The sequence below is a fragment of the Gilliamella sp. ESL0405 genome, from assembly GCF_019469205.1.
Lineage (GTDB): Bacteria > Pseudomonadota > Gammaproteobacteria > Enterobacterales > Orbaceae > Gilliamella.
On record NZ_CP048265.1, the window covers coordinates 758,611 to 774,702 of the forward strand.

Below are 16,092 nucleotides of genomic sequence, written 5' to 3' on the forward strand. Positions count from 1 at the left end.
AATGAGAATAATAAAATCGATAACTACTTGCTTATTAATGATTTGGTTAACAGGGTGTGGTATTGCTCAGAGTGTGACAGAAACCGTAACAGGGATAAGCGATTCCGTTTTCAAGTGGAACATTAGAACGTTACATTTAGATATTACAGCCAGAGCTGAATTAAATTTAGATGATGAAAGCCGCTCATCTCCGGTGGTAATTCGCATATATCAGTTAAAAGAAGAAGATTCTTTTATCTCAGCTTCTTATCAAGATCTGGTTGATCAAGATAGCGAGATATTAAAAGATTCTCTCATTGAAAGTAAAGAAGTTGTCTTAAAACCAAATACTTCAATTTCGATAGACACACCTTTTGATAAGAAGGCCGAAAAGGTTGGAATCGTTGCACTTTATAAAGAACCCAATTTGAAAGATGACAGTTGGCGATTAGTCTTATCTCGAGATGATTTACATATCACCGATCCACGTGAAATTATTGCAAATAAATATTCAATTGAACTAGTGGAAGAAAAGTAAATGAGTGCTTCACTATATGACATATTATACGGTTATTTTGAATCCGGAATTGATATTGATGATGTATCAGAAAATGAACAAACCATAATCAGTGTTATGGATAATATTGAGCGAATTTTAAATAGCCGGGCAGGTGCGATAAAACATCTGCCAGATTATGGGCTTCCCGATATGTCAACAATCTTTCAGGCTTTGCCTTCTTCTGCTTATGTATTAATGCGAGCAATAGAGAAAACGCTTCTGATTTATGAGCCAAGATTAGAATCAGTTAGTATTAATATTGATGAAAAAATTAATGATTCTATGGTATTAAGTTATGAATTAGTTTGTTATTTCAAAGAAGGTGGATTGGTTAAATATGGAACCTATTTTATGCCAGATGGTAAAGCTCGTTTAAAATATACCAAAAAAGCAACAAGGTATTAATTAGATTTTTAATGTTTAATGATTAAAAAACTCTAAAATATAAAGCGTATAAAAGTTAGCGGTTAATAACTAAAAAATTAAAAACTGCCAAGAAATGGTCAGGGATATTAAGGGATGTAATATGAAAAAGGAATTAGCCAAATTCATTGGCCCATTGGGTCAAGAGTTACTCCATGGACTGACAGGCTTAGCTGTCAGTCATAACCGTTATACCTTAACGGTTGACGGGTTAAATGCACCTGTTTCAGTATTAAAGGTTAATGGTGAAGAGCAGTTAAACCAGCCGTGGCAATACACAATAGAATTTACCTGTACTGATAAACAACTATCGATTGAAACCCTGCTGAATCAAAAAGCTTCGTTCTGCTTTAATCCGTTTACCGGTAATTTGCTTAATACAGCGATACGCTCCTTAACGGACTTACCGACAACAGGACAAGCCCGCACTCTTTATGGGGTAATTACTGCATTTAGTCTGCTGTCGGTCAGCCGGGATGAAGCGCATTATCGGGTGGTGTTATCGCCAAGATTAGCCCGACTGTCACTGAGCCGTAACAGCGCTATCTTTCAAAACCAAAGTGTCATTAGTGTGATTGAAACAGTGTTACGCAGCCATGAATTTACCGGTGTTGATTACCGTTTGGAATTAAAAGCGGCCTATCCGGAAAGAGAATTTATCACCCAATGGCAGGAGAGTGATTTAGCCTTTATTCAGCGACTGTTAGCCGATATCGGTGTCTGGTTTCGTTTTGAAACGCATACCGAGCATCATTGTGATGTCCTTGTTATCAGTGATGATGAACAAGGTTATCATCAGGCGGCCGATATTGAGTACAAACAGCCGAGCGGTATGACCGATGACGGTGTTGAAAGCGTATGGGATATCCGGTTAGACAGTCAGGTAGTCGAGTCCTCAGTCAAGGTGCAGGATTATAACTACCGGGATGCCAAAGCCAGTTTACTCAGTGATGTCAACAGTCAACCGAAAGAGACCACCACCTACGGAACAGATTACCGCTATGCTGAGCACTATAAAGGCTTAAATGCAAATGGCGAAAAAACCGCGCAGGGTGATGATGAAAGCCAAGCAAGTGACAATGATGGCAGCGCTGATGAAAAAGAAAATAGCCGCCATATTGAAAGCGGGCAATGGTATGCACGTATTCGTCATGAACGTGCAATCAGTGAAAAAATCATCATCAGCGGCGCCAGCAACCACTACAATCTGGCACCGGGACAACGGATTCACATAAAAGGCAGCCCGCTGGCTGATATCGATGACGGCGTGATTATTTTAAGTGCGGAAGGACATGGCAACCGCACCGATGCTTATGAGCTACGCTTTACGGCGATACCGTATCAAGCCTTTAAACCTTACCGGCCAAAACCGATAGCCTGGCCGACAGTCGGCGGAACATTACCGGCACGGGTCACCAGTCCGGATAATGACACTTATGGTTATATCGATACGCAAGGTCGCTATCGGGTCAAATTCAACTTTGACTTAAAAAACTGGAAAAACGGTGAAGAGAGCCTGTGGGTCAGATTAGCCAAACCGTATGCCGGCAACACCTATGGCTTTCACTTTCCGTTAATTGACGGCACAGAAGTGGCGATAGCCTTTACCGACAGCAACCCCGACCGCCCGTATATCGCCCATGCCATGCACGACAGTGCCCACCCTGACCATGTCACCACGATAAACAAACATCGTAATGTAATACGCACCCCGGCCAATAATAAATTGCGGATGGATGACAAACGGGGGCAGGAGCATATCAAACTGGCAACCGAATACGGTAAAACGCAACTTAATCTGGGTCACTTAGTTGACCAAAACAAAACACCACGGGGTGAAGGGTTTGAACTTCGCACGGATGACTGGGGTGCCATTGCAGCTGAAAAGGGCTTATACCTGACCAGCCAAACCGAGCCAAAAGCGCAAGGCAAACAACTGGATATGCAAGGTGCGATTACCCAGCTGGAAAATGCCTTATCGATAGCCAAATCACTCCAGCAAGCCGCAAAGCAATCGGAAGCCCACGATGCCGACACCGACAGTCAGGACCAGCTCAAGGCCAACTTAACTGAACTGGCACAAAGTGGCATCTTAGCTTATGCGCAAGAAGGCATTGCATTAACCAGCCCGGAAAACATTCAGCTATCAACCGGTAACAGCGTGAGTATCACGGCGGAAAACCAAACCGACATCACGGCATTAAAAAACATCACGGTATCATCGGGAGAAGCAATAGGGTTATTTGCCCACAAATCAGGGATGAAGGTTTTTGCCAATCAAGGGGATATCAACCTGCAAGCCCAAAATGCCAACCTGAATATGGCCGCAAAGCAAGATATCAACATTGACAGTGTTGACGGCAAACTGACCATTACCGCCAGCAAAGAGTTAACCTTAATCTGTGGCGGCTCGTATATCAAAATCAGCAGTAAAGGCATAGAGCTTGGTACACCAGATAACGTTAAGCTTAAATGTAATGTGATGCAGAAGATGGGGCCGGCGAGTAATGATCTAACAGCAAAATTGAATAATGATAATAAAGAGCTTGAATTATTGCTAAAAAAACATATAAGTTTTAATTCAAAAAGCTTTTCGGAATAAGTTATAAGGAAATAAGAAATGGCTATAAAAAAAGTAACTAGCTTTATTTTTCCCGTTGGCACAAAACAGCTCACCCAAGATGCTTACTATAAAGCACTATCTGAGGCCGACAGTGGATTTTACCCGTTTGGTGACAATGGAATATGGCATGGTGGTATTCATATTGATCAATCAGTTTTAAATAAAATCGGTAATGATGAAAAGCTAGTATGCATGGCTAACGGTGAGGTTATAGCTTATCGCGTTAATGAAGTTTATCCTAAAATAGTGTACAACGATAATGTTCAAGTACAAACTCCTTATAAAGATCTCCAAAAAGTTGCCTATTTTTCCTCTGGCTTCACCTTAGTTAGGCACTACTTGCAGATGCCTAAAGTTGCCGATTCAAATGAGACTGGACCAGCATTGACTTTATACAGTTTATATATGCACCAGCTTGACTGGTATGGTTATGAGCAAAAGAAAAAAGACTATGGTGAAATTAAATATCCGCATTACTGGCAACCTGTGTCAGGCAAAGTCAATGAAGAAAAAGCAGAAGCTATTTATGGTAGTGTGATACGAGAAAATGGTAAGGATTCAAAGGCTGTTGGATTATTACTGAAAGGTAGTAAAGTGCGTTTAGGTGAACAAAAAAAAGGGAAGTCTGGATGGTATAAAATCACTTCAATAACTCAAGGTATATTGGTTACGACAAATGAATTTAAAAATGAATTAGGGTCTACTTCGGGTTATGTATGGAAAGGGGATATAGGAACGAGCGATACAGACAGACCGACCGGAAATAAAGCGGAAGCTGATAAAGATTATGAAGTATGTCGGGAAGATAATTACAAGGTAGATGCCCCTGAAAAAGAAGTGAAAGGAATTGCCGTTTATGAGGCTGCCGATGATAAACAAAAATTAACATATTTGCCAATAACAGCGACTTTCGAATTCGATGGTCAAGAAAATGGCTATGCTAAAATTCGGAAAATTGAGGGTTGTTCGATTCCGCCTGCTTTAGTCGCTGAAAATGGTGAAGAGGATGCACCTCATAAAGGCTATGTTAAGATGGAATCAGTGACTTTAACAGCGCTAAAACCTGAAAATTTGAATGAAGTCATTGTACTAAAACAACCCATAGCAATAAAAAAAGGTGATTTTATTGGTTATCTTGGACATAATGTAAGCCAAAGCCAGCGTTTTGATGAGTTCAAAGAACCTGCATTATCAACCGTTAAGCGCACATCAGATGATAAATTGCCCATATTAACACATATTGAATTATTTACCTGTGATGATTTGCCGGCTTTTATCGAAAAAACAAAAGCGTTAGCCAACAATTTACCTGAATATGAAAAAACAATTATTTTAGTCGAAAAAAATGCTCAATTAATTCAAGCTACCCAACCCAGTGGTTTTTTACATAAAGGATTGGGAGTAAAATTTATTAGTCATACCAATAGTTATTACGTAAAAATCAAACCAGAATATACTTTAAATTTATCCATCATCTCCTCTTTGGACACTAAAACTGGAGAGATTATAAAAGGTAATGGTAAAAGGTACTATTTAACGCAGGAAGATAAAAAGAATCTGTCTGAATGTTACAAACTAGAATATCCCCAATTAATCGAAAGCGATATTCCTGATAAAGTGGAAATTGTCAATGATGTTTTTGCATATAGTATAATCCTTAATAAAGATATGACGACATCATCTATTAAAATACGTTTTAGTCCTGAAAACGTGTATTACTGGATAGCATCAAAAGATGTTTCCCACCTTAAAGGTCTAGACGGGCAATTAAATAGCACAATAGATTATTGGAATAATTTTCCATTATCATTAAATAATTTACCAGCAGCGACCGACTATAATACTGTTTATTATCCTAAAACAATTTCTCTCAATTCTTCATTAGAATACGATGAAAGTTTTATGGCGATCGATGATGCTGAGCCTGATGTTATTTGGCGATATATCCAAGCGGGAAACAATCAAGGTATACCTATACAAGGTTGGATAAACACAAAAAAAGGTGCACAACAGCACATAAAACTCGTTACACCATGGCATTGGCCAGGGTTTAATACTATTGAAGAAAAAGCCACTATTGGTGAGTTATCCAATAAAGTTAGTAAGAATAAAGTGGCAAAATTGGATTTAGCCGATTACACACCAATAATGTTTGCATTACATGAAATCTTGACTCAATTACCATTAAATTTAGTAATACTAGGACAACAACCGCCTCCTTTTAATCGCAAAAATCTAAAAGAGGGATTACGTAACGCTTGGACAGCAGAGCTGATAGGGCATCTGTTAGTTAAATATGAAAGTGAATGGTATGCAGACGAAGCGCTATCGAAATGGAATCAAATAGATGATTTGTTTGAAAAAGAAAAACAAGAGAAAAAAGATTTCATATCAAAAGAGTTAGATAAGATTGGAATAACTAATCCATTTGAACGAAATATTGCATTACAAAAGTTAGATGAAGCTCATAAAAATGCAAAGAAAAACTGGCAAATCGAAAAAGAAAAGCGAATAAAACCCTCGTTATGGTGGAAAGGCGTTGCCGACAAACAATCCTCTCAATCAACCAATACTAACAATAATGCACCGACACTAACTAATCTATCAGAAGACGGTAAAGCCTGGTTTATTCACCCCGTCGCAATGGTGGATTATTTTCCTGGAGCGGGAATTGTGACTTATCATATCTATCATGATGGAAAAATCGTGAAGTATATTCCACAAGAAATCTTAATAGGCTATGAACAAAAATACAAATATGTTTATCATGATAAAGATGATAATGAGCATGAAGTATGTATAGTCGATTGGCATACAACGAAAAAGAAAAAAGATGGTGTTACTGTGAGTGAACCAAATCGAAATGACGCAAATATTCTTGAGTATAAAGAAAATGTTAATGAAGGCGATACCCAAAAAAGAGTTAAATATAAGAATGGTGATATTGCTGAATATGGGCAGCATCCAACAAAAGGATTGATTTGGCGAAAGTATGTAGCGTTAGATGAAGAAATTGAAATAGTTCGAATGCCTGATGAGATTAATTATGTGAAAGATAACATTATAATTAAATATCAATTTAGTAATACTAAAAGGCGATATACAGGACCAGATCCTTTAGCTGGATTTATAGGCGCTCTAGCTGAGGTAGGTTTTGAATTGATAACGACAGGAAGTTGCTTTTACGAAGCTTCTTGCTTTCCTAGTTCTGAACATGTGAATGGAACTAGTGTGGATACGACTTATATTAAAAATGTAGATAAAGATCAGAAAATTATAGATGCTATGGCTAAATTTCATTTCATAAAAAGATTGATAGGTATAAATCAATATTGTAAGAAATTATCTAATGCAGAACATCATGATGAACTTCATAATTCTCATTTACATTCAGGTGATTTTGATGAAACACAAGTGAAGATAATAACTATTTGATTATAAGAATATAAACTATTATATAAGGATACAATTTATGAGATTTAATTTAATTATAATTTTCTTTTTTAGTTGTCTTGTTTTAAATTCGGTGGATGCTAAAACAAAGGATAATGATATCTATTCTAAACAGCTAAGTAAAGTATTAGAAAAATATCAGGGAGATAAGCATATATCAATTAAGAATTATGCAAAAAAAATAGATGATTCTTGTAAGATTAAACATTCTTTTAGTGCGGCAAAAAAAGAAATAAATGAACGCAGAGAAAGATGCGTATTATCGAAGATGACATATGATTTTGATGAAATGATTAGTCAAATGAAATTAAGAGAAAAAGTATATTTGTATTCAATAAATGGTATTGATCTTTATTTTGAAAAGATGAAAGAAATTGATCCTCAAAGCTTAGAAAGTATAACCATCGAAGAAATGAAGCTTTTTACAAAAATCAATGATGAAATACAAGACAATCTTACCATTTATTATCAAAAAAATGACTATGATGGTTTTTATGTAGAGTATCAAAAATATTATATTGATAATTTTATATACGTTTTAAACTATGGTACTGATGAATATGGACCGTTAGTTAATTTTTGGAAAAAATATTCTATCAATAATAATGGAAAATTTACATTAGAGGATTCATTTGAGTGTTATTTTGATAATAATCTTGATAGAAATATATGCAACTAATTTACAACAAAACTTTTGGTTTTAGCTTTATTGTTAATAACTTCATCATATGATAATCAATTTGATCTAATCAGCTGTTTAGTACAAAACATTGCCTCCATTGATGAATATTTATAATCAGCACTACGAAAAAGTTGGATATGCAGAGCGTATAGGGCGCCTGTTAGTTAAATATGAAGGTGAATGGTATGCGGATGAAGCGCTAACAAAGTGGAATGAGATAGATGAGCTGTTTGAAGAAGAAAAAGACGAAAAGAAAGATTTTATATCTAAACTTTTAGACGAGCTGGGTATAGATAAAGAACATCAGAGAAAATTTGCATTCGATAAAGTAGACGAAGAGCTTGAACATATTAAAAGAGTCTGGCAAATCGAAAAAGAAAAGCGAATAAAACCTTCGTTATGGTGGAAAGGCGTTGCCGACAAACAATCCTCTCAAACTCTGAATACAAACAATAATGCACCGACACTAACTAATTTATCAAAAGACGGTAAAGCTTGGTTTATTCACCCCGTCGCAATGGTAGATTATTTTCCCGGAGCGGGAATTGTGACTTATCAGATCTATCATGATGGAAAAATCGAAAAGCATATACCTGAAAAAATACTGCCCGGCTATGAACAAAAATACAAATATGTCTATCATGATAAGAATAAAAAAATACATGAGTTAGGTATTTTTACTGTTTATGTGACTAAGGCTATGGCGAGAGGAAATATTCCGCAAGAACATGACGTAGAATTAATTAATGTTAAGGAATTTGAAAATGGATACATTTCATCTGATGGTAGTGTTAAAGCAAAATTTGCAACATTTAATAGTGATCATAATAGATGGTATATAAATCCTAGTTGTTTTGCTGGGTTGCTCGGCGCTATGTTAGAACTAAATGCTGATTATTTAGGCTTTAACGGATTTAGCACTCATGACGCTAAGTCTGTAGAGAGCCAATCTCATATTAATGGGATTGCAGGAGACCTAAGGTATATATCAGAAAAGAGAAATGGTGAGCTAACATGGCTATCTTATTCAACTTTTGATTTTGATGAGCAAGAAAAATTTAATACTGCATTATATAAATTTGGTTGGGCTAGAACATCGTTAATGTATTCGGAATATTTTACATATAAGAAACAATCAAATACTTTACTTAAATATACGAAGCATATGAAGAAGGCTCCGCCAAATGGATATGATCACTATCACCATTTACATATATGCGGTTTTGATTTTAACTTAATTATAAATGTACAGGATTAAAAATGATCAGATATCCATTTTTCTATATATGCATATTATTTTTCTCATTTTTTTCTTTTGCAGAAGATAAAAATAAAGATCTCAATAATATCCTTTATGAATTTAAAGGGTATTCAAAAAAAACATCTTCTTATCATTCTTTGAAAGACTTTTTTGCGGATAATAATCAAATATATGATGAAAAAAATCCATTGAATGCGCTTTTTGATCCCAATACACCTTTATTAAGCATGGTTGAGCATAGAAAACCTTACACAGGTGAAGCTATATTATTTAAAAAGCTTCCGCTTGATAACAAGCTAAATGTGTACCTTTTTGCTTATTGGGATCGTAATGATCAAGATTCATATTATAACCTTCCATCTCTTGAATTACAGATTTTTGATAAAAGTAATCAACTGATTAGTAAAATGATTGTTGTGGATGGTGCACAAGCAGAGTGCTCAATCAATAAAAGAACACGTATTTATAAAAATAAGAAATTTGAAATAATAGAATCAGAATATTGCATTGATATAGAAACAGACAAGCTTATGACTGAACAACATAAGGTAAGTTATTATTTAATTGATAATATGGGTAATATTAATTTTGAATAACGATTGTGACAAAGTTTAAATTAGACTAATCAAAGGCATTTTTTCATCACCTTTATTTTTTATATTAAATAATATTCTAATAAAAAATACAATATTAATTAAAATGTTGTATTAAGCGTGAATAACATTGAGGAAATTTAATAATGAAATTTATTCAAAGATTTATCATAATCTGTCTATTATCATTATTTAATGTAAATATTGCATTGTCAGAAAATTTTAAGAGTGATTTACCTTACTATCATAAAATTAAATTACCCTATTCTTCCAATCAGTTAAAAAAATATTATTATTGGGGAGAATATGGCTTATATCTTTCCCCTAATATGCCATTTCCATTAAGATTTACCAATAAAGAATTTTCATTTAAACCAAAATTATTTGAATATCTTACTAAAACAACTTTTTATTTTCCTCATTGTTATTTTTATTATAAGGACATTTTATATAAAGGCATTATTCAAATGGCTATAGGTGAAAATGATGAGAAAGTTTTTACTTTTCAATTATATAGTTATGGTAATAACGGAAATTTGATTGATGCTATACTTTTGTACAAAATTCAAAATGGCGAAATATCCTATTGGAATGATTTTGTAATAAAGCCTGATGGTAAAATATTAATAAAACAACATCAACAACAAAATCTATTTGAGCTAGATGAAAATCCAAAAGATAAAAAAATTTATACCAAAGAAAAGAAATATCAAATGAGTTCTTCAGGCTTTTTTAACACAATAAAGGATTAAGTAATGAAAAATTTATTGTTTATCCAAATAGTTTTATTTTTTGTCAGTTTTTGTTGTTATGGAGAGGAAATTAATGTTATTGAGAACTATAAAGGTAAATCTTTTCTTAACGCGATAGATATCACTAAACTAACAAAAGATTGCGAAAAAAACGATAATTTTTGGCATATTTCAAATACTGAACGAGAAGAAATACTTGAGCGTTGTCCAATTAATCAAATGGCTTCATATTTTGATAATTTATATGACGTTATTAGAAATAATATTGTTATATATGATGATGATGATTTAAAGCTTACTATTAATAAAAAAATCTATAATAAAACCGTTAATAATAAAATATATCCAGTTAAAGAGCTTAACTTATCTCTTATTCATGAAGGAAACCTTGAAGATAAAATTATACTGGCAAATAGTTCTTATGATGTTGAAGGTTATTATTGGTTAAGTAACCAATACTATTATATATCACCTAATATGGATATTTATATATTATTGGCAAAAGATGTCGAAACCAGTATAAAACCAATATTTTGGAAGCATTACCAAATAGATAAAAAAAGTTTACAGTTTCAACTAAAAGCATTATTAATTGACGAAGGTTATAAATATCAAATTATTTATCCTGATCAATTTAAAATTCTCGAAGGTTCGCTTGAAACTTCAAAATATCAAATTAATAAACTAAAAACTTGTTATCAAGAAGAATACTCAACTAGTTGTAGTATAGAATCTTATCGTTTCTATCATAATATTTTATCTCAAAAATTAAATTTTCTTAAAACTAAAAATCCTCATGCTAACGAGCTCATGGAAATAATAGATAAAGAAATCAATATGGTGTGTTTAACTTCACAACCTCCAAATTATCAGGATGAAACGAAGAATTTTACCTATAAGATTACCAAATGCTTAACAGAACAACTACATCAAAAAATAGAGGACATAGATCAAAAATTGGCGGAATATTATCCACACCAAAATATTAAATAGTAATAACTTCTACAATTTTGATCGTTTAGTAATACTGTTTTACTAGTGCTTGACATGTAAATGGAAAAAGTATTGCCACAAAATACATTAGAAAAGTTAAAAATTTAACTGATTGGGAAAAAGATAAAGAATTTGTTAAGGCTTTGGCTAAATTCCATTTTGGAACGTTTCGAATAGGAGAAGATATTTATGACTTATTTAAAGATATATCAGGAGCAGTAAATGGATACAGATTACATAATAGCCATTTGCATACAGAAAATTTTGATTTTAATACCATTAAAATAATTGGATAATCGAAGAGTTAAATTAGAAGGATAAAGGGAATGAAAAAAAATTTTTTAACTTTGATTTTATTGTTTATTTTCTCTATAGGAATTGTTCATTCAAATGAATCACCGGATATTTGGGATTATTATAAAGTTTCAAAAAATTCTGTTTCTGGTAATAAATCAGGTTATAGCAGAGAATTTTTAACGCAAAAGTATCCGCGAATTAAACTAATATTAATTGATGGAAATATTATAGTTGATACAATTTGTCTTATTCACTATGAAACATCAACAAATCTTACTACACCTTTATCTTATTGGAAAACTCCAGAAAAAGTAGAAAAATATAAAAAAATTTTTTCAGAAGAAGGGATCCTTTTAGGAGATCAATTTGAGGCAATAAAATTTCCTAATAATCATGAAGATAAATTATGCTTGGAAGAGGGTTTAACTGATTTAATAAAGATCGATAATTATTTTGTTTTTCTAACTAAGTCAGATTACTTATTAATATTTTCGAAGCAATTGAAAAAAAATAATGAATCGCCCATAACTTATCGAGGATTTAATTATAAGATACCAAATCGGGAATTTAGTTGGTTTGGTCATCCCATGTTGACAAATAAAAAATTTGTAGAGGATATGAATAAGAAGTGTGATTTTCCCGATGATGGATCTTATTATAATTCTTACTTTGCCAATGAATGTGATTTAAACGAATTAGGTCAATATTTTGGTAAAGTTAGTGACACTTTATTTAACAAAAAGAAAGAGATATATCAAAAAGGAGAATATCGATACAATTTAACTAAAAAGCAGCATGGAGAGTTTGATTTCGAAATATTTTTGAATATTGAAAAAAATAATAAATTAATAGATAAATTATCAATTTTTAAAGAAAAAATTTTAGAATCGGCTGCTTTTTCACAGTATTACTACATTGATAAAAATTTAAAAAATGTTTGGTTATTAAATTATGTTGGTGATCACTATACACAATATATTGAAAAATGGAGACATTATAAAATAGATAATAGTGGGCACTTCAAGTTATTGGAATCGATTTCATGTAAATATCGTGATAGACAAAGAGTTGTAAAATGTCACAAAGATTAAGAATGTCTTCGTTAAAGTTTTGCTACCTTAGAAGAAAATTTTAGGTTTGTGAACTAAGTTGTGTAGATTAAATGGCTAAACTCGATTTAAAAGATTATAGCCCGGCAATGAAAGAGGCAGAAGACAGCTCAAAGCAACAAACAGAAACTTCATCAACGCCAGCCACCTTGAGTCAAAATGGAAGGGTGTGGTTTATGCATCCTGTATCTATGATAAATTATTTCTCTGATAATAAGGTTCTTTTTCAAAAAGGCGATAAAGATGAAATAATTCGAGAAATCAATATCCGCCTTGCCGGTTTTGGTGGCAATGTCCCGACTGATGAGTTTACGGAAAGAACGGAAAACATGATCAAACAGTTTCAACGTGACTATATGAAAGTTGAAGAAACGGGTGTTGTTGATATGGATGTAATAACGGCAATTGATGAATTTTCTGTTGAATACGATTTACCAAGCGATGAATGGGTAAAGAAGCCTTCTTCTGATGATCAACAAATGTTTTGTCCATGTGGTTTGTGTGATGGATTTGGTCAAAATAGACATAAAGATCTGTATTATGGAGCACAGTTAGAATCAACGCATAGATATGAATATCCTGGTATACATAGGTCACTTTTATGGGCACTAAAAGCTGTAATATTTTATTTAAAAAAAGAAAATTCAGTTTATAGTTTCAGAAAAATTTCATCGGGATATAGATGCTATGATAGAAATCTTCAAAAAAATAGACGGACTACAAACCATAAAGGTAAAGCTTTAGATATACATTTTAATAAAAATGGTGTTAGAACAAGATCATGCGAAGATATGGATAAGTTGAGAAAAGATATTTTTAATAATTATTTAGGAGCTAAGTGGGATTGGTTAGCTGGACAAAATAATATCTTCAATTTGGAGTCTGCGAAAAAAGGTGCAAAAAGCTGGGTGCACTATGATGTACGGCAATTTGATCAAATTTTCCTAAAAGATGAATATTTTTGTAAAGATTCAGAAACATTAAATGGCAAACCTCTAGTATCATTAATAATTAATGAGTAATAAGTATATGAAAAATAAATGTTTATTGATTTGTTTGTTATTTTATATAATTTCTTTTTTTACTTATGCGCAAGAACCGTATATAGAAAAAGATTCAAATAAAATTTTCCGTCACAATAACAAAAATGTTTGTTTTGTAAAAAGTGAAGATCGTTTACCATTAAATAAAAGTCATAGAAATTCAAAGTATAAGCAAACAAATATGGAAAGTTGTCAAGTTGAAGATTTGGAATTATGGAATTGTGAAATAGATTTTCGTTATATACCTTTACCATCAAAAAATAGTATTGATATGTTATTAGTACCAATGGATTGTGGCGATTTCCCGTATAGGTTATATTTAATAACAATAAAAGATCATCAAATCCGCTCAGAATTATATGTTGAAGGAGAGTGGTATGAGTCAGGATACAATGAAGATATGATTGAGAAAACGCATTTTAACATCTCAAAAGATTTTATCATTACCGTTACAACTGAATATGATAATAAGTTAACAATTAAGCATTACTATTTAAACGATAATGGATACATTGAAGAAAAAAACAATAATAATTAAATAAAAAATAAAACAAACTTAAAAAAAGCGAAATATATGGATGTTGAAGAAACTGATTTTGTGGATATGCAAATAATTGAAGCGTTTTGATGAAATTATTCCTATCCAAAATATGTAAAACTAACTAGTTGAATTTGAAGATTTTATGGAAATAAGATGAAAACAAAAAAACAAATATCTTTGTTCTTTATTCTAATATTTATATTTGTTTGTCATAACACTGCTGTGGCAAATTTAAAAAAAGAACATCAAATTTTAATCGAAACACCTTTACCATTCGATTTTAGTTTATGGGATAAAGCTGAGAGGGGAATTAGTAATGAAGGTTATTTTTTTAATCATGCTAAGATAGATTATGAGTTTACGGATAATATAAAATTATTCACTTATTTTGTTAAAGATAATCCTGTTTTAACGAATTTTTACAAAGAAAATAATTTGAATTTGAATGATGCTATTTACATTAAATTAGAAACAAAGAAAACATTTGACACATTTATTGTTAAATCATTAAATGATTTTGTTTTATTGAATATTTCCAAGCAAGGTAAAGTTTTATCCTTTCAAAAAATAGCAAATATGGTTAATAATCATCAATGGCGTACATTTATCATTGATAAATCCTTAAATATTAAAAGTACTGTAGAAACTGTCAGATATAGTGAAGTCAATGCTATGTATTTAACAAACCAAAAACTGACAGAGCAGAAGTTACAAATTTTGGATAATGGAAAAATTGACTTAATCAGTAGTAAACAATTTCCAAACATTGAAACTAACTATAATCCCACTATTCCCGATAATTGTTTTCAAAAAATAGCTTCTATTTCCAATGAAATAGCTGAGTTAAATTTACCTTTGGATCTACCTATTAATAGTAATAATTTTAGCTTTATTACGGATAATTTTGAACCAGAAGGTAGAGGAAATCCGACTTACTGCCAGACGTTAGCTGGATACTATGTTCGCTTACCTAATGTTACTGAAAATTATGTTTATTTTTTACTGGGCATGATGATATTGGATGGCAAATGGATGGGAATTCAAATAGCTATTATGGTATAGGTTATTTAGTTACTGTTAAGGATCATCAGGTAAAAGAAATGTTACCGGTTTATCATAATTCACCCAATCATAACCAAAAAATTGAGTTTAATATCGATAAAAATATGGTTATTGAATTAGTTATAACAGAGGATTCCGGTAAAAAAAATAATTATCAGTTTTATATTAATAAAAATGGTGAATTTGAGTAGTATTTAGCATGAGAACAATATTTTCAATTAACAAAGTTACTCTTCATAATTCTTATTTATATTAAATAGGATCAAGAAACATGTTATATATGACAACACCCATTTAATATGTCGAATTCTCAATAAATATTAAAAGAAAAAAGAGTTAACTTCAAAAAAGAAATTACCCCAAAAATTATAGCGATAACCATATTTGTATTATAAGCTTTGATGATATTAAGCGTCAATTTTAATGCAAATACTGTGCGGAAAGATTGTTTTTCAGATTATCTGGCGTAAAAAATGACGCAACTTTAATTAATTCTCTCTTTCACGCGATGCTTCCTTTTTCAAAGATTGGTAATGAAAGGTTTATTGTATCTTATTTTATACTTGGTTAGCTTTTATGCAAATAGTGCATTGTATAATATCAATAAAAGTTATCAAGGAGACACCTTCTTTAGAGATGTGAATATACAGAAATTAGAAGAGGATTGTACAAAGAGTGTCGAGTATTAGAAAGATAGTAATGAGCAAAATAAGGAAGATCAC

14 protein-coding genes are annotated in these 16,092 nt (G+C 32.1%); all 14 read left to right on the plus strand.

What is annotated here, in order from left to right; all coding sequences use genetic code 11:
- The first annotated feature begins 1 nt into the window (after window position 1).
- The 14 genes from tssJ (at window position 2) to GYM74_RS03525 (ending at window position 15,561) form a co-directional block, all read left to right on the plus strand.
- Window positions 2-517, plus strand: a complete 516-nt coding sequence (tssJ, locus tag GYM74_RS03460) for a type VI secretion system lipoprotein TssJ (RefSeq protein WP_220219105.1) — start codon at window positions 2-4, stop codon at window positions 515-517.
- Window positions 518-943, plus strand: coding sequence for a type VI secretion system baseplate subunit TssE (gene tssE, locus GYM74_RS03465; RefSeq protein ID WP_220219106.1), 426 nt, complete (start codon window positions 518-520; stop codon window positions 941-943).
- A gap of 121 nt (window positions 944-1,064) precedes the next feature.
- A complete protein-coding gene (locus tag GYM74_RS03470) occupies window positions 1,065-3,563 on the plus strand; it encodes a type VI secretion system Vgr family protein (RefSeq protein WP_220219107.1) in 2,499 nt (832 codons plus the stop codon).
- 18 nt (window positions 3,564-3,581) lie between these two features.
- Entirely contained in the window at window positions 3,582-7,019 is a 3,438-nt protein-coding gene (locus GYM74_RS03475; RefSeq protein ID WP_220219108.1) for a hypothetical protein, read from the plus strand.
- A gap of 37 nt (window positions 7,020-7,056) precedes the next feature.
- A complete protein-coding gene (locus GYM74_RS03480; protein ID WP_220219109.1) occupies window positions 7,057-7,716 on the plus strand; it encodes a hypothetical protein in 660 nt (219 codons plus the stop codon).
- 103 nt (window positions 7,717-7,819) lie between these two features.
- A complete protein-coding gene (locus tag GYM74_RS03485) occupies window positions 7,820-8,977 on the plus strand; it encodes a hypothetical protein (RefSeq protein ID WP_220219110.1) in 1,158 nt (385 codons plus the stop codon).
- Window positions 8,978-8,979: 2 nt separating this feature from the next.
- Complete coding sequence (locus GYM74_RS03490; protein ID WP_220219111.1) at window positions 8,980-9,576, plus strand: hypothetical protein; 597 nt, start codon at window positions 8,980-8,982, stop codon at window positions 9,574-9,576.
- 143 nt (window positions 9,577-9,719) lie between these two features.
- Entirely contained in the window at window positions 9,720-10,325 is a 606-nt protein-coding gene (locus tag GYM74_RS03495; protein WP_220219112.1) for a hypothetical protein, read from the plus strand.
- A gap of 3 nt (window positions 10,326-10,328) precedes the next feature.
- Entirely contained in the window at window positions 10,329-11,318 is a 990-nt protein-coding gene (locus GYM74_RS03500) for a hypothetical protein (RefSeq protein ID WP_220219113.1), read from the plus strand.
- 326 nt (window positions 11,319-11,644) lie between these two features.
- Window positions 11,645-12,706, plus strand: a complete 1,062-nt coding sequence (locus tag GYM74_RS03505; RefSeq protein ID WP_220219114.1) for a hypothetical protein — start codon at window positions 11,645-11,647, stop codon at window positions 12,704-12,706.
- A gap of 71 nt (window positions 12,707-12,777) precedes the next feature.
- Window positions 12,778-13,746: a peptidoglycan-binding protein gene (locus tag GYM74_RS03510; protein WP_220219115.1), complete on the plus strand. Its 969-nt coding sequence runs from the start codon at window positions 12,778-12,780 to the stop codon at window positions 13,744-13,746.
- Between the two features lie 7 nt (window positions 13,747-13,753).
- On the plus strand, window positions 13,754-14,305 hold the full coding sequence (locus GYM74_RS03515) for a hypothetical protein (protein ID WP_220219116.1): 552 nt from the start codon (window positions 13,754-13,756) through the stop codon (window positions 14,303-14,305).
- A gap of 156 nt (window positions 14,306-14,461) precedes the next feature.
- Complete coding sequence (locus GYM74_RS03520) at window positions 14,462-15,370, plus strand: hypothetical protein (RefSeq protein WP_220219117.1); 909 nt, start codon at window positions 14,462-14,464, stop codon at window positions 15,368-15,370.
- Complete coding sequence (locus GYM74_RS03525; protein WP_220219118.1) at window positions 15,337-15,561, plus strand: hypothetical protein; 225 nt, start codon at window positions 15,337-15,339, stop codon at window positions 15,559-15,561. The genes GYM74_RS03520 and GYM74_RS03525 overlap by 34 nt, the downstream gene beginning before the upstream one ends.
- Window positions 15,562-16,092: the final 531 nt, after the last annotated feature.